The following is a 17,008-nucleotide window of genomic DNA, read 5'->3' on the forward strand; positions in this document are numbered from 1 at the left end:
CAAGCATCCCTTTGTGTCCCCTTATGCCTTTCTTAAATAATTAGCGAGTATATAAGTGCACCTATTATCGTCACTGCCACTGGAATAGCTGCTGTTACCATCCCCAAATCTTTGTATGCTTCTTTATGAGTAACTCCTATAACGGTAAGAACAGTTATAACAGCACCTGAGTGGGGCAAGGAATCAAGGCCGCCAGATGACAAGGAAGAAACCCTGTGCAGGATCTCTGGGTCAAGTCCCATGTTTACATATTCTGTCCCCATAGTTTCCATAAAAATAGTAAGCCCTCCACTAGCTGACCCTGTAATACCAGCTATTATATTAACAGCGAACACTACTGAGATAAGTGGAGGAAAGGGAAGGTTAAAAGCGAAATTCACAAAACTCTGAAAAGCATCTACATTCTGAACTACCGAGCCAAAACCAACTATACAGGAGGTATTAATTAGAGCCATAATACTGTTTTGCATACCTACGTTTAAAGTTTCTAATGGCCTTTCAATTCTAATCCAGTTTAATAGATAAGTGACTATAGTACCTGTTAATAAGGCTATATTAACAGCAAAAATTGCAGGCAATTCTATAACGCTTGCAAGGACAATCAAAAGTACTATAACTATTACCATTGGCAGTAATGCCAGCTTCCAATCAGGAAGTTTCGCTTTTTCTTCTTCCGATAATTCCTGGGCATTATCCCTGGGACCTGGAACAAAACCGTCTCCATGTTCCTTTGCCAGCCTAGCCTGTCTCATAATGTACATATAACCAAGTACCAAAATGACCAAACCTGTTACCAACCCAAAAATTGGTGCTGCAGTAGGTGGTGTTCCAAGTACCTGAGATGGTATAATGTTTTGAATGGCAGGGGTACCCGGAAAAGCTGTCATAGTTATGGTAGCTCCACCTAGACCAATACAAGCCACTAACAATCTTTTTGGCAGATTAGCATTTCTAAATAGTACAACTGCAATAGGATATGCCGCAAAAACCACAATAAAAAGGTTAACCCCTCCATAGGTCAGCACAACAGTGGCCAAAATAAGCACCAAAATAGACTTCTCCTCACCAAATTTATCAAGAAGCTTATAGGATATTGAAGAAGCACATCCACTGTCTCCCATCACTTTCCCAAAAAGAGAACCAAAGACAAAAAGTATCAAGTAAGTCCCGGCAAAATCCGAAAATCCATCAATGTAGTACTCCGACAAACCTACCCATATACCTACTTGATTAGAAAGTATTACAACTATAGAACCAAACAAAGATACAGCTATTATACTTACACCTTTATAAGCTAAAAATATAATTAAAGCTAAAGCAACTATAACTCCTAAAACACCAAGCACAGTTAAAACCTCCCCCGTCTTAATAGATTATTTTGATTGTTATCATTTTAGATTTAACATCTCTCTGGCCTCATCCGGAGTGGCAGGCTCAAAATCATACTCCCTCATTATGCGAACCATCTTTTCTACAAGTTCTGCATTATTTTTAGCGAGATTTCCTTTGTCCAAATATAAATTATCTTCTAGACCTACTCTTACATTACCGCCGAGGAAAAGTCCCATGGTAGCTGCAGGAAACTCCGCCTTGCCGGCTCCGATAACAGACCATTGATAATTATTTTTGCCAAACAATCTATCTGCGGTAGTGTGAAGGTTCATGATGTCATAAGGAGTAGAATTTATACCACCCAAAATACCTGTTACAAATTGCAGATAAATAGGCGGCTTTACTATTCCTCTCTCAAGCATATAAGCTATACTGTAAAGATGACCCGTGTCATAAACTTCAAGTTCAGGTTTAGTACCATTGTCATACATGATTTGACAAATCTTCTCCATAGCAGCAAAAGTATTTTCAAATATAAAATCCTTAGTCATGTCTAACATATAAGGCTCCCACTGGAATTTAAATTCGGGCACCTTCTCTTTAACCGGAAAGAGCCCCCAGTTTATAGACCCTGCGTTCATAGAGGCAAGCTCAGGCTTAAATTCAGGTACTACAGCAGCCCTTTCTTCCACCGACATTCCTGCGCCTCCACCGGTAGTTATACATATAATAACGTCCTCATCTTCTTCTCTTATCTTATCGATTATCTGCCTGTAGATATTTAAATCAGAACTTGGCTTTCCATCTTCTGGATCTCTTGCATGAATGTGTACTGCTGCAGCCCCTGCTTTTGCAGCATCCACAGCGTTTTTAGCAATCTCTTCCGGAGTTATAGGAAGATAGGGCGACATACTTGGAGTATGAATAGATCCAGTTACTGCACAGTTTATAATCCTTTTATTAGATTTATCAGTCATTTTAATACCTCCTTCAACTTTAATACTTGATCTTAATAATAAAAATAGATCTTTACGAAATATCTGGCAGCTCAAAAAGGTCTAAGTTGGAAAATTGATGTTTTAAATTCCCAGCTTCAATGTCCTTGATTATTTTAACCACCTGATCATTTAGTGGTGTTTTGACATTGTATTTTCTTCCCATTTGAGATACCACTCCATTTAATCCATCTACCTCAGTTTTTTGATTTTTTTCCAAATCTTGAAGCATACTCGCTTTTAGTTCCCTATGGGGTTGAAACACCTTATGATAGATAGGCAGTTTCTTTTCCATCTCTTCTCTACTGTCAAAAGAAAGAATGGACAAATCATGACCCTGAATTGGTTCAAGTTGTATACCCATAGCTCTAGAAACTTTTATAATCTCATTTCCTATATGACCTACACATTCTAAAGCTTTTTTATTATCTAAAACTTCTCCAAAGGTACATCCTAGAGAAGCCGACATGCCGCTTAAGGTAGCATTAACTAAAAGCTTTACCCACCTGTGTCCCATTAGATTTTCTGTCACATAAGCTTGACCTGTTTTATTTAAAATTTCTACTACATTATCTACTCTTTCAGTTCTTTTCCCATCAATCTCCCCCACATCGTAAGTCATCTTATCTGTTTCAGAGGTAAGTCTTGAAACTCCTGGCTTTTCCCAAGTAGCCCCCCAACCTACAGTACCGCCAATTGTCCTTTCTTTACCAATAAGTTCTGCCACAGCATTTTCTGGCACTCCATTCTGGAGGGTACAAACTACACTATCTTGACTTAGGTGAGGTAGTAATTGGTTTAGAGCTGTTTCATTATGTGTTTGCTTTACAAGGTAAAGGACAATATCATAAATTCCAGTCATTTCATCAGGGGTTATAGCAGTAACAGGAATATTTACTTCTGTTTTACCTACTATGGTTGCACCATTTTCATTTAATGCCCTTATATGTTCTTTATTTGTATCTATCAAAGTAATATCTTCACCGTTTTTAGCAGCCAAAGCTCCAATAATAGTTCCTAAAGATCCTGCACCCATTAATGCTACTCTCATCAAATTCCTCCTTTGAAAAGTCGAGTTATCAATTCTTAAATTCGAATTCATCAGTAATTGTCACACTAATAGTTTTGATCACCGCCTTGGTATACTCAATTATTTATCATTTAATAAGTGTCGCAATTTTCATGCCAAAATAATTAGGGCATTTGGAATTGCGCTAACTGGGGCAATCTTTGAATAATTATTAATTTTTAAAAAATTTTCGCCCAAAAATCGAACCATTCTATACTCGATTTGATGCTATTTTGAATCACTCTGCACAAAAAAATCAGCCCTATTAATTTTAGAGCTGATTAATTAATATTATACTTCTTTAGTTTTCTTACTACTGAAGTTTGGCTTATTCCCAAAGCTTTAGCAATTTTTCTTGTAGTTTTATACTTTAGAAAAGCTTTATTTAATAGAGCTTTTTCCGCTTCATGTAATAAATTATCTAGCGGTAAGATTTCTTGTATGTTAATACTGCAACTGCTGTTAATGGATTGTTCCTCTAACATTTTATTTGGTAAGTGACTATAATCTATCCTCTCTTCCTGGCTTATGACAACAAGTCTCTCAACAATATTTCTTAATTCTCTGATATTGCCAGGCCAACTGTAGTTCTCAGCTATCTCAAACACCTCTTTTTCAAAGGCAACTTTTCTTTTATATTTTTCATTATATTTTTTTAAATAATACATAATAAGGGGAACTATATCTTCCCTTCTATCTCTTAAGCTTGGCAAGGTTATTGGGACAACATTCAGTCTAAAAAATAAATCCTCTCTAAATTTACCTTCCTTAACCAGCTGTTCTAAATCCTGATTGGTAGCAGCGATAATTCTTACATCCACATTTTTTGATTTTTCTGCCCCTATAGGTTGAATTTCAAAAGTTTCTAAGGCACGCAAAAGTTTTCCCTGCAAATTGAGAGGGAAAGAGCCTATTTCATCTAAAAATAGTGTTCCTTTATCGGCTAGACCAAAAGAACCTACTTTTCCTTTTGTTTTTGCCCCAGTAAAAGAACCACCTTCGTAACCAAAAAGCTCGCTCTCTAACAAAGATTCGGGAATGGCTGCACAATTAATTGTGACAAAATTCTTCTCAGACCTGCTGCTGCTGTTATGAATCAATCTAGCCATAACATCTTTACCGGTACCAGATTCACCACTTAACAGGACAGTGGTTTCAGTAGCGGCGATTCTTTCAATAATCTCCAATGTTTTTTTCATTTCGGCACTATTAGCTATAATATCTTTGTTAGTCCTTTTTTCCCTTTGGAGCTGTGAAAAATACTGATTGGTCAGTTCTTTACTTTTTTCACATTCATATTTAAGGTTTATTAGCTCCGTCAAATCCCTTAGCGTAGCCACTATATATTTTATATTATTGTTTTTATCCATAATTGGAGTAGCGGTAACTAGAACTTCTTTAACGACATCATGTTTTAAGGTCTGTAAGATAGACATTTGCTTTTTTGTTTTGAAAACTTTGGATGTTACCGACTCGTCTATTAGTCCCATTTCTACTAAATCTAAACCTGTTTTACCAAGAAGTTTATCTCTCTTATAACCTGATATTCTTTCTATCCCTTTGTTAGCTTCAATAAATTTCCCTTCACTGTCAACTATATAAATACCATCATGAGTTGAATTCAATATGGCATCTAATATTTCCTGATTAGATTCTACTTCAAAACTAATGACTGTTCACCTCTGAAAAAAATTTGAGGAAGGTTCTCTTGTTATTATTTTGGATTTTCTTAGCCACTAATTCCACCCCACATAGCTTTTTAGCTTAACAGCTTCTATCTAGCGTAAAGTTCTATATAAACACAAAAATCTCCTTCATTTGAGAAGGTTTGCTAACTGTGTATTTTCTAAAACTATATGTTTTTTATTGTTAGAACACTTTTGAACTAAATTTGCATCTTGGAAAAAACATCTTCCTTTTTGAGCAGTTATTTTGTAGATGCTTTTGCTTTTGGGTTTTAATCTCCTTCTTCTCTATCATAGCCATATTCAAAATTTGGTACTTTACCTTTTATACAAGACCAAATTAAACTTTACAATTCTTTGATAATATAGTAAATTAATAGTAATTACCATAAAGTATCATTAATATGACTTCATTAGTTTGTCCAACAAAATAAAAATCTCTTAAAGCCTGGTGTCACTGGACTCAAGAGGTTTTTCTTCTTTTTTAAAAGTTTAGCATAATGGGAGTTCCTTGCTTCTTAACTGCAATGTATATAAAGATCAATATTAAGCAACAAAATTCAAATCTTCTGGGATTAAAAATCAATTTATTTATTATCAAAGGGGAGGGGTTTGTCCGTGAAGTATTTAGGAGAATTATTTGCTGATAAGTTTAGCAGGTGGTTACCTGAATCACTGGTTTTTGCGTTCATCTTAACAATTATTATTGCGGTTACAGCTGTTTTGCTTACACCTACTGGTCCAGGAGAGTTAATTGAAATTTGGTATGGCGGCTTCTGGGAAATGTTAGAGTTTGCGATGCAGATGGCTCTTATAATCACCCTGGGATATGCGATCGGTTTATCTCGGCCCATCAGTAATTTTTTTGACTTTTTGGCAAATAAAATAAATAATCCTTCTATGGCTTATGTAGCTATTTCAGTAGTGTCGCTGATATTGGTAACTATAAACTGGGGGTTAGCGCCAATAGGAGCTGTATTTGCTGTAGAAGTGTGTCGTAGGGTAAAAGGAATAGATATAAGGTTGGCTTGTGCCGCAGTTTATACTGCACTTATCCCTTGGCATGGTGGCCTGTCTTCATCAGCAGCTTTAAAAATGAATACTGAAGGAAATCAATTTATCGAACAGGGAATTGTAGAAGATGTGATCCCTATTTCTGCTACCTTAGGTAGTACATTAAACATATCATTGATTATTGCTAGTTTTATAATAATTCCGACAATAATATTTATATTAGCACCACAAAAAGTCGATAAAAACTTTGATGCAGCTTTGGTTATTCAAGAAAGAGAAGAGGCGGTTGAGGTCAAAGAAAGTTCTATAAATGAAGAGGAGTTTCAGAAATTTCAGATAAGCGCAAAAAATGAGAAAACGCCATCAGACATTCTTAATGAGAGTTGGATTTTAAATGTAATAATTGCCTCAATTGGCTTTGTCTTCTTAATTTTTTATTTTTCTGAAGCTGGTATAGATGGACTAGAGCTTAACAGCGCAAATTTTACATTGTTAATGGTTGGTCTTATCTTGCACAAAACTCCTATACAATATCTATACGCTGTACGTCAAGCAGTCAGAGGAATTGGGGATTTAATCATTCAATTTCCTTTTTACGCTGGGATAATGGGAATATTCATGTTTTCAGGGTTGTCAGAGTTAGTGGTAGAATTTTTTGTTAATATATCGACAGAATTTACTTTCCCTCTGTTTTCATTTATATCGGCCGCTATAGTAAATGTTTTCATCCCATCAGGTGGAGGTCAATGGGTAGCCCAGGCTCCGGTTTTACTACCTGCTGCGGAATCTTTAGGTGTTTCATTAGAGAGGGTTATTATAGCATTCGGTTATGGAGATGCTCTTACTAATTTAATCAACCCATTTTGGACTCTTGCTATTATCCCGATAATATCAAGAGTTATTGATATTAAAGCTAGGGATTTCATGGGTTATGCAGTTTTAATAGCTATTATTTTCTTCTTTATCAATAGTGCTTTAATACTTTTTGTTCCTTAATTCTGTTTTAGGAGGGTTTAGATGTCAGTAAAACATAAAAAAAGGATTGTTAATTGTGCTGTTACTGGTTCGATCCATGTACCAAGCATGTCCCCTTATCTACCAATTACTCCAGAGGAGATTGCACAAAATGCAATAGATGCAGCAAATGCTGGAGCAGCCTCAGTTCATATTCATGCAAGAGACCCTAAGGATGGGAAGCCATCTTCTGACTTGGAGTTGTATAGAGAAATAATAGACAAAATAAGGGCGAAAAATAAAGAGGTAATTATATGTATTACTACAGGTGGCGGTGCTGGTATGAGTATTGAAGAAAGGGCTGCAGTTGTGCCTGAGTTTAAACCTGAACTTGCTTCAATGAACTGTGGTTCTATAAACTGGGGGCTATTTCCCGTAAAAGAAAAAATTCAGAAGTTTAAGTATGAGTGGGAACCTCAATTACTAGATATGACAAGAGACTTTATATTTGAAAACACCTTTGAAGCTATGGAAAAAATATGCGGAATTATGTATGAGAATAACACAAAGCCAGAGTTAGAAGTGTATGATACCGGCCATTTATATAATATTGCGTTTTTATTAGAAAAAGGTATAGTAAAGCCGCCAATTTATCTTCAATTTGTAACGGGAATTCTTGGTGGGATCAACTCTACTCCTTATGATATAATGAATCTACACACTACAGCAGAAAGACTATTTGGCAAAGAAAACTATGAGTGGTCTGTAATAGGTGCGGGAAGCTCAGAATACCCGGTAGCTACTATGGCTTTGTTTCTTGGTGGTCATGTAAGAGTAGGATTAGAAGATAACTTATATTTAGGTAAAGGTAGATTGGCAAAAAATAATGCCGAATTGGTGGAAAAAATGGTTCGTATCATGAATGAATTTGATTATGAACCGGCTACCCCAGCTGAGGCAAGGGAGATTTTGAAAATAAGCAAAAATTAATTAATCAAAGAGATTCTTCTTTCTGGCATAACAAGGAAGCTTGGGCATCCTTGTTATTTTTTGTCGATAACGTGTAAGATATCGAGACTAGCTTGTTATACATATAAACAGAGAAGAGGTACTTATTTTTGAATAAATGTGGCTGGCTAACTCCTAGCGGCAGGTTTTATTCCTGTGAGTCATGGGGGGCACAGGAATTTAGCCGTAGAGTTAATTTAAAAACATGGGATTGATAGTGGTGGTAATATAAACTTTGATCATTTTTTGGAGACTTAAGGATATATTGTGACTGAAGATAGTGTATATGAGCATCTAAGAAAAAGCTTAAGTTATCCATTTTAGATCACTTCCAAAGACATTCATGCAACTACCTCCTTTGGTTTTTTGAATTATCACCTCTTGAACAAATTAGAGGCAAGAAAAAAAGTTGCTTGCGGTTAAAATTAAGCTCAATATATTCTATCCAAAACACAAAGATTGGTGCTTGTCACAGCACCAATCTTAAGCCTTTTTGTGAGAGTTCTAAATTTAGTTTTAAATTTTTCGATAGAAAGTTTTTCTTCTGAACAGTAAAATCGGTTTCTCTATTCCACCCTTTTCCATCCTTTTGCTGTTAGAGTAACGTTCGCTGTAATCAAATTACTACTCCCCAGCATTGCACCACAATATCAAATGTTTAGTTGAGTCTGATGTTTTTTGCCGGATTTGTAATAATCAAACCTTCGTTTGCAAAGTAACTGAAAAATATTTTAAGGGCATTTATTGTACTAACTTTTTCTTCTATACCTTTATGTGTTTTCAACCAAGTATAAATTTCGTTTTTAGTTAGCTATTTAATCTATATACATAGAAAAGGTGTTATCTAAAGTAAGGGCTCGGACTATATTAGTAATTTAGTCAAAAGCTAAAATTTCAACCTCCTGCAACTGGTGGAAATATTGATATCCTGTCTCCTTCTTGCAAAATGTAATTTCCATCAACATTTCTACCATTAACAATAATGAATTTTACATCTTGTGTAGGTAGTCCGATAAATTCTATTAATTCTTTTATATTTGTATTTTTATTTTTATTTATTTTAACAACAAAAGGGATTCCACTTTTTATATTTATATAATCGCATAATGTTCCATAACATCTTACTTCAATTTCCATAACTATCATACACTCCCTTATAATAAGTGGGGGCCGGTAATAAAACCGGCCCGGGTAGTACTGTTTTTCTATTTATTTTCATCCCAAACTTTATCTAAATCGCTATCACTAATATCAAACACGTTATTATGTGGGGGTAGTTCTTCTTCTTTCATAAACTCAGGCAACCTATCATTGACTTCATTAAATCCTGCCAATCTATTAAACTCTCTTTCTTCTGAAATAATATCCATACCTATTTTGCTAACGTCTTCAGCAGTAAATGATGTACCATACAATCCATTAATTGTTTCCAATACCCCGATAAAACCATCTTCGATGTCCATGATTGCAAAAGCTATAAACAAACAATAACCTGTACTATCCAAAAATGCAGTTGAAATTTGCAAGTTTTGCGAAAGCTCAACTTTTCCTTCAGTAGTAAGAGGGTCCAATTTGCCAGTCACACCAAATATTTCTGCTGCTATTGCATATCCGGCAGTATGGTCTGCCCCCATAGGGCTAGTGCTATAAGTAACCCCTATACCTTTAACTCCACGAGGGTCATAAGCAGGCATAGATTGTTTCTTTACGGTAGGTACTTTGTATTGACTAAACACTTGACCTGTGACTGATGCTCCACTACCTATTATCCGTCCAAGAGGAGTTCCTTTTTCAATTTCCTCAAGTAACTTTATTGCTTTTTTTCCATCACCGAAAGGTATTACGTCTGCCTCCATGGCAACTCCTACTGCTGCGCCAGTTTCAATGGTATCAAGTCCTATATCATTACATAATCTTATTAACTCGGCAATATCATCTAGATTATCAATTTCACAATTAGCACCAAAGGCCCAATCAGATTCATATTCAATGCAAGAAACATGCTCTGAACCATCAGGTCTTGGATAGACATTTGAACAGCGAATTATACAACCGGGATGACACCCATGTCCTGTCATACCTCCACCTCTTTTTTCAATTGCCTCAGCAATTGCCTCGCCACTTGTCTTTTCAGCTCCTTCAAAACGTCCTTTAGAGAAGTTTCTTACTGGTAGAGCTCCTACTTCACTCATAACATTTATTACAGCAGAAGTGCCATAAGCATTTAAAACTCCACCAGGCTTAGTAAGATCATGGTTCCTTATAGCTTCAACTAATTTTTTTTGTCCTTGATTGAAAAGTTCTTTGTCCTGTATTTTAACACCGGGAGCATCAGTTTCGTCAACAATAATTGCTCTTAAGCCTTTACTTCCCATTACTGCACCTAAGCCACCTCTACCCGCATATCTGCTAGCTCTATTTTCAGGGTCGTTAAAACATATTCCGGCTGCACTTAGTCGCATTTCTCCTGCTGGTCCAACTCCTATAATACCAATGTATTCTCCATATTCAGATATCAAATGCTTATTTGTTTGTTCCATCCCTTTGCCTATAATTTCATTAGCAGATAATAGTTCAGCACTATCTTTATCTATTTTCAACTTATAAAATTTACTATCATCTTCTGGCATTCCTTCAATTATAATAGCCTTAATTCCAAGCCGGGCAATTTTTTGACTAGTGGGTGTACCTGCATTAGATTCCTTTATCCCGCCGGTCAATGGTGATTTCGCACCAACTGAAATTCTGCCTGAGCAAGGCGCTTTAGTCCCTGTCACCATTCCAGGCGAAAAGACTAATTTGTTCTTATCACCTAATGGATGACATTTCGGAGGAACTTCTTCGCAAACGATCTTTGAAGTTAACCCTCTTCCTGCATCATAAATCAACTTTTCAGAAAGTTCTTCTTCTTTAACTGTTAAATCACTCATATTAACTCTTATTACTCTATTCATTGTAAATACCTCCATTTTAAAATCTGCTTAAAAATTTAATTAAAATGGTTCGCCAAATTTGCCTTCCCAAGTATTTTCCGCGATTGTTTCTGCATCTTCTTTCGAAACAGTCCTTTTGGTCCAAAATTGATAAACAGGAACTACCCATGGATTCGAGTGAAGCCAGTCAGCAACTACAGGCAAAGCATTTTTATCAGCATTTTCATAATCTTTTAAGGCATAAGAAAATCCGACGTCATTTATCAAAGTTGTCACTGATTCAATAGCTTTATATGCTGCTTCCCTTGGAGTTAAGCCTGCAATGTCCTCCCCCATAGCAACCGCTATATCAGCCATTTGTTCAGAGTTGTGAAGAACGTTATATTCCATTGTGGATGGTAAGGCAAGCCCACACGCCTGACCATGAGGCATTTTATATATTGAACCCAAAACATGACCTAAGGCATGGTCTTCTCCTGCCCCTGCTATCTGAATTCCTGCTCCTCCAATAAAAGATGCGTAAGACATATTTATTCTAGCTTCTAAATCATCGGGATAAGCTACCGCTCTGCGCAAATATTTAGAAATCAATCTTATTCCTTGAAGTGATACTGCCCTGGTAAAAGGATTAGAAAGTGCTGTATAACTTGATCCAACACAATGCGCCAATGCGTCTAGACCTGTAGCAGCCGTAAGTTCACGAGGCATACTTACTGTCAACATTGGGTCGACTATAGCTGCATCAGGAACAATATTGGGATCGGCAAAAAATGCCTTAGCATAATAATTTGAGCCTTCCATTTCTGTCGCTACTACTGAATATGCCGTAGTTTCTGCCCCTGTACCAGATGTAGTAGGAACGGCTACTATAGGAAGTCCTTTTTGAGGAAACGCTGCATTTGGTAGGTAGTCATTAACTTCACCACCTAAAGCTATTAGTTGGGCAATTACTTTAGCAGAGTCAATAACACTTCCTCCACCAAAAGCTACAACCGCTTCTGGCTTTGATTTACTTCCTTCAGAAGCACCTTTTTCCATAGATTCGCGAGTTGGTTCGGGTTCACAACCATCCCAAATTTCAAAATCTATATTTGCTTCTTCTAATGGATTAGTAACATTTTCAATCAATCCAGTATCTTCCATCCCTTTATCCGTAACCACAAGAACCTTATTTTTAACTCCTAATGATTTTACTACATCACCAGTCATACTTACTGTACCAACCCCAAAATGCGTAACTCCAGCAATTTTCCAAGCAAACTGTTCTGTTAAATTAAGATAACTCAAATTAATAACCTCCTATGATTTAATTTTATATACGTTCTAACATTTTTTCTTTTATAATAGGCCAAACATTTGTAATAGTTTGATAAGCAGGGCTTTTATCTGAAAGCTCATTAATAGTTTGACCGCTCAAATTAACTATCTGAAGTTGAGGATCTAAAGGTATATTACCTAAATAATTATACCCACTTTTGTTTGCAAATTCTTCAACCATAGACAATGCTTCATCAGCAAACCTGTTTCCAATAATAAATTTCGACGAATAGTTGTGGCTTAATTCTCTTGTTAAATTTTCTATCCGCCTTGCCGTTTCAAAACTCATACTACTAGGCTCAGCTACTACAATAAGTTGATCTGCATTAAAATCAGTTTTTCTACTAAAATGCTCTAGGCCAGCATCAAAATCTATTAAAACAAGATCGTAAAGTTTTACTGCACTATCTAGAACACGCGATAAGACTGTATTTAAAAGACAGTAGCAACCTTCGCCCGTTGTCCTCCCCATCACTAAATAATCAAATCCGTCCCCATGCTCAATGGCTTCCTGCACCTCATCTTTTAAAAGTTCAGCCTTATCTTGTTTACCTTCCTCTAAAACCATTTTTTTCTTGTCTAGTATTTCGCCAACAGTCTGACTTACTTGTAAACCCATAATATCGGGTATATTACTTGCAGGGTCAGCATCAACTAATAAAATCTCTTGAAACTCATTTTGCTTAAGAATATGTTTCATTAACAAGCCTACAAAAGAAGTCTTCCCAGCACCTCCTTTACCAGCCACTGAAACTACAAAAGGTGTGTGTCTCATTGTTTCCCCTCCAAACTCAAACTATATCTTCCATTCGTAACACGTAATTTTCAAATAGTACTCGTTCACAAAGAACTAACTGGGAACGTTTATCATGTATATCTTGATATTCGGATGGCAATATTTCTCGAAAATATCCGTTTCTAGGATAAAACAACAGAATACCAATTCCAGCATAAAAACATTCCTGAACGAAATCGTTATCCACTTCGTAGCTCAGTATTAAATATGATCTATTGCAGGTTTGACGAGTCTTTTTTAAAGTTTTAAGTGAAGTTATAGGCTCCTTATCTCCTGAAAGTGCCAGAAAAACTTCTCTTGCTGGAATGTTATAATCTTTTAGCCGCCAATAAACTACGTCTTCTGCTTCAATATGTTTTTCTACCCAACCTTTTCCTTCGCATTCCATGAGTACCCCCTTTGAAAAGGCAGGCTCCCCGCCTACAGCCTCAATTATATCTTCAGTTAAAACCCACTTATCTGTAGATAAAAGGTGTAAAACACCCGCAGGGGCAGGTCCTTTTTTTGACCTAGCCTTTATTTCTTTAAGTATAGGTTTCATCCCCACTACATCAATTTCAACGTCAAAACCTGCGGGCATTTCCATATTAGTTACAGTGTAGAAACCTGAAGCAGAAAAAAATGCTGCAGTTGACATCGTAAGGATTTTCCTGCTTAACATTTAACTTTCGCTCTCTTTGCCCCGAGTCGTTATTTTTGTGCCATCTTTTAATGTATAACAAAAGATTATATCCGATCTCTGGACTCTAGCAGCAGGTTCGCGGGACTCTGGCATCTCTAGTCTTAATGCATCATTAGGGCAGGCTTCTACACATTTATTACATCCCCAACAATTAGTCATAAAGCCCGTAACTATTTTCCAATCAATATCCTCGTATTTTTGCGGTTTACCACGCTCAGGAGTCTCAGTGTTCATCCAAGCAATACATAGACACCCCACTCTATTACTGGTTTCTACACACTTAAGACAGTGGTAAGCGTTACCACATTTTTCTTTATCATAAATAAGTTTTGGCCTGGGAGTGTGATATTCATAAGCCATTAAAATAATCCCCTTTCCTTTGATTTCAAAATATTTATATAATAAAAATGTACTCACATTTTTACCAGTTATCAACTAATGAAGGAATTGAGAGGCGCTCAAAAAATTCAACCGCACCATGAGGGCAGAAGTTTCGACAGTTACCACAGCCAAAACAGTCTTCTATTGCAACAAATACACATTCATGAGTAGGACTGTATCTTAAAGCACCAAAGTGACACTTAGAAAGACACTTTACGGTACTATTCCCGCAGCCTTGTTGGCATTTTTCTTTATTTATTTTAGCAACATATTCTCCTTTTCTCATACCATTCATCGCACCGTAAACTTGTCGTGCCCTAACTCCCATACAGTCGGGATATCCGCAAGTACAAATTGCAAGTACCGGAATGCCATCGGGATGGACTCCTCCATGCCAGATAGAATGAACATAGCCCTTTTTAGACATTTCACGAATATGCTTTTTAGTTTCTTCGGTTTCCAACAGTTCATGTTCCTTTTCCCACGGCCTTGCTTCAGAAGCCCCTTCAGAAACTGGTGCTGGATACAGACAAACATTCATATCCTTTTGCCCAAAATATTTTCGACAAGCACAGTGCATTCTTAAAAAAGGCTTATGAGAAAGGTCTACAACTTTCAGTGCATCCTCTACCGGAACCACCTGTCCTCCATGATTAAGCTGATTTTCCAGTACCTCGTTAACCTTATCCGGATAGTTGAGGTCTGGACAGACTTCATCCGCATTAGCAGCAATACTTAACTCAAAAGTGTTTTTTCCTTCACCTGCAAGATCAAGCACTGCAGAGGCATGAGGCTCCTCATCTAATACATCTTTACTGTAGTTCTTAGGATTTAAATACCACTTAGTTCCATCGCCATACTCAACACAGTATCGGCACATAAATTAATTCCTCCTATTCTTAATTTGATTATTTTAAAGTAACAAGTTATTACTTGCTACTTTACAACTTGATAAGTTTAAGAAGATAACTCTCTTCTCATTATCTTACCTGTGCTTGTCTTTGGAACATCGTCTACAAATGCAACAGATCTAGGAATTTTATAAGGTGCTAAATATTCACGACAATACGAAATTACTTCATCTTCTTCCATTTTTTCTCCCTGCTTTAGAACTATAAAAGCTTTTGGCAGCTCACCTTTTAATTCATCAGTCATTTTCCCAATAGCAGCTATTGCAACTTTAGGATGCTGACTTAATACTCTCTCAATCTCAGAAGGGTAAATATTATATCCTCCAGCTATAATCATATCTTTTTTTCTATCTACAATAAAAATATAACCTTCTTCATCAATGTAACCAACATCTCCGGTATGAAGCCACCCATCTTGATTTATAGTTTCACTAGTAGCTTTATTATTGCCCCAATACTCTTTCATGAGAATTGGACCTTTTATCATAAGTTCTCCAACTTCGCCACTAGAAAGAGTTTTCTGAGGGTTTTCAGCTGATACGATTTTACATTCACAATAAGGAAGAGGTATGCCTATAGAACCATGTTTATTATAGCCGTAGAGAGGATGAGTTGTACCAAGACCAGATATTTCAGTCATCCCCCATAATTCTAAAAGGGGACAATCAAATTTTTCTTCAACTTCTTTAGCTTTACTTTCGCCCATTATCTGACCACCCACTGTACATTTTTCTAATGAGCTAACATCATATTTATTAAACTCAGGATAGTTTAATAAATATAAATACATAGTGGGCACCCCTTCAAACATAGTAGCTTTATGTTTTTCAATATTCTCTAAAGCTCTTCTTTCTTCAAAACGATCTAACAATACTAATGTTCCTCCAACCATAAATGTACTGTTCATAACTACATTTCCATATACATGTGCCGTTGGTAAAGCACTCACTATACAGTCATGTTCTGTACGAACATGCATATTAGCTGTCATAGCAGAATTTAAAATAACACCTTTATGTGTTAAAGATGCGCCTTTAGGATGTCCGGTAGTCCCAGAAGTATAGCAAATAGTTGAAATATCTTCAGGGGCTATTTCCTCATATTGAAAATTTACATCTCCTTCTTCAAGAAGTTTGCTAAATGACAAAACATCACTATAAGAAGGATTGCCAGTAGATATAATTATCTCAACACTCCTGAACTGATTTTTAACGTTTAAAATCGACTCTTCTTTTTCCTCAGAAATAATCAAAACCTTTGCCTGATTATCATTTACTACAAATGCTACTTCTTCAGGTGTTAACATTACATTTATAGGATTAATAATAGCCCCAATTTTTGCAGCAGCATAGTAAGATATAATCCATTCAACACTATTTCCAAAGTAAATAGATACCCTATCACCTTTACTAATCCCTAAATCGACCAATTTGCTAGCCATACTATTAGATAACCGATCCAAGTCATTATAAGTATAAGCGGAATTATTAATGTAAAGAGCTGTTTTGTTTTCAAAATATTCAGAAGATTTAGGTAGTATTTCAGCTAGAGTTTTTACTGACTGTACTTTGTACACATTTATACCTCCCAATTACAATTTGTTATATCTGGTGTATGTTATATCTATGATAGGTATAAAAATATAATAACTGTTTTTTGAATTTTTATTGGAAAAAATTTTTGCTTGTATACTTCAAGGAAAGTAGGGATCACGGATTATTTGAAGCAAGAAATTTGTATCCAGAGGAGAGTGGGTATTTATTGATAGACGGAATACCTTGGCAGTATGCGGCAGCTGAAAGGATGCCAAATTATATCAACTATACTGGTCTCCGTTGATAACTTTTCAAATAAACATATAACCCTCTACTAAAGCCTTTATAATAGAATTTGTTGACTGTTGAGTAAAAAGTGAATGTAAAAGTAGAAGG

Annotated in this window: 14 protein-coding genes; 2 read left to right on the plus strand and 12 right to left on the minus strand. The window is 36.1% G+C overall.

Annotated features, from left to right (window positions below; translation table 11 throughout):
* Positions 1–32: 32 nt before the first annotated feature.
* From ACONDI_RS09105 to ACONDI_RS09120, 4 genes are all read right to left on the minus strand, one after another.
* The gene (locus ACONDI_RS09105) at positions 33–1,346 is read right to left on the minus strand and encodes a GntP family permease (protein ID WP_241078226.1); all 1,314 of its coding nucleotides are present in this window, start codon (positions 1,344–1,346) and stop codon (positions 33–35) included.
* Between the two features lie 42 nt (positions 1,347–1,388).
* Positions 1,389–2,309 (minus strand): beta-keto acid cleavage family enzyme, encoded by a 921-nt coding sequence (locus ACONDI_RS09110; RefSeq protein ID WP_241078227.1) that lies wholly within the window; start codon positions 2,307–2,309, stop codon positions 1,389–1,391.
* 52 nt (positions 2,310–2,361) lie between these two features.
* The gene (locus ACONDI_RS09115) at positions 2,362–3,378 is read right to left on the minus strand and encodes a ketopantoate reductase family protein (RefSeq protein WP_241078228.1); all 1,017 of its coding nucleotides are present in this window, start codon (positions 3,376–3,378) and stop codon (positions 2,362–2,364) included.
* A gap of 299 nt (positions 3,379–3,677) precedes the next feature.
* Positions 3,678–5,066 (minus strand): sigma-54 interaction domain-containing protein, encoded by a 1,389-nt coding sequence (locus ACONDI_RS09120; RefSeq protein WP_338086496.1) that lies wholly within the window; start codon positions 5,064–5,066, stop codon positions 3,678–3,680.
* A gap of 633 nt (positions 5,067–5,699) precedes the next feature.
* Here ACONDI_RS09120 and ACONDI_RS09125 point away from each other — a divergent pair.
* Both ACONDI_RS09125 and ACONDI_RS09130 read left to right on the plus strand, forming a co-directional pair.
* The gene (locus ACONDI_RS09125) at positions 5,700–7,091 is read left to right on the plus strand and encodes a short-chain fatty acid transporter (protein ID WP_241078230.1); all 1,392 of its coding nucleotides are present in this window, start codon (positions 5,700–5,702) and stop codon (positions 7,089–7,091) included.
* Between the two features lie 21 nt (positions 7,092–7,112).
* Entirely contained in the window at positions 7,113–8,039 is a 927-nt protein-coding gene (locus ACONDI_RS09130; RefSeq protein ID WP_241078231.1) for a beta-keto acid cleavage family enzyme, read from the plus strand.
* A gap of 912 nt (positions 8,040–8,951) precedes the next feature.
* Here the strand turns inward: ACONDI_RS09130 and ACONDI_RS09135 are convergent.
* From ACONDI_RS09135 to ACONDI_RS09170, 8 genes are all read right to left on the minus strand, one after another.
* Positions 8,952–9,194, minus strand: coding sequence for a MoaD/ThiS family protein (locus ACONDI_RS09135; RefSeq protein WP_241078232.1), 243 nt, complete (start codon positions 9,192–9,194; stop codon positions 8,952–8,954).
* A 68-nt stretch (positions 9,195–9,262) separates the two neighbouring features.
* The gene (locus ACONDI_RS09140) at positions 9,263–11,011 is read right to left on the minus strand and encodes an aldehyde ferredoxin oxidoreductase family protein (protein ID WP_241078233.1); all 1,749 of its coding nucleotides are present in this window, start codon (positions 11,009–11,011) and stop codon (positions 9,263–9,265) included.
* 39 nt (positions 11,012–11,050) lie between these two features.
* Positions 11,051–12,277, minus strand: coding sequence for an iron-containing alcohol dehydrogenase (locus tag ACONDI_RS09145; RefSeq protein ID WP_241078234.1), 1,227 nt, complete (start codon positions 12,275–12,277; stop codon positions 11,051–11,053).
* A 25-nt stretch (positions 12,278–12,302) separates the two neighbouring features.
* Positions 12,303–13,082: an ATP-binding protein gene (locus ACONDI_RS09150; protein WP_241078235.1), complete on the minus strand. Its 780-nt coding sequence runs from the start codon at positions 13,080–13,082 to the stop codon at positions 12,303–12,305.
* A 16-nt stretch (positions 13,083–13,098) separates the two neighbouring features.
* A complete protein-coding gene (locus tag ACONDI_RS09155; RefSeq protein ID WP_241078236.1) occupies positions 13,099–13,740 on the minus strand; it encodes a hypothetical protein in 642 nt (213 codons plus the stop codon).
* Positions 13,741–13,764: 24 nt separating this feature from the next.
* Entirely contained in the window at positions 13,765–14,145 is a 381-nt protein-coding gene (locus ACONDI_RS09160) for a 4Fe-4S binding protein (protein ID WP_241078237.1), read from the minus strand.
* A gap of 61 nt (positions 14,146–14,206) precedes the next feature.
* Positions 14,207–15,046, minus strand: a complete 840-nt coding sequence (locus ACONDI_RS09165) for an ATP-binding protein (protein WP_241078238.1) — start codon at positions 15,044–15,046, stop codon at positions 14,207–14,209.
* 77 nt (positions 15,047–15,123) lie between these two features.
* Complete coding sequence (locus ACONDI_RS09170; RefSeq protein ID WP_241078239.1) at positions 15,124–16,653, minus strand: long-chain-fatty-acid--CoA ligase; 1,530 nt, start codon at positions 16,651–16,653, stop codon at positions 15,124–15,126.
* Positions 16,654–17,008: the final 355 nt, after the last annotated feature.

The sequence above is a fragment of the Natranaerofaba carboxydovora genome (assembly GCF_022539405.1).
Taxonomy (GTDB): Bacteria; Bacillota; Natranaerobiia; order Natranaerobiales; family Natranaerofabaceae; genus Natranaerofaba; species Natranaerofaba carboxydovora.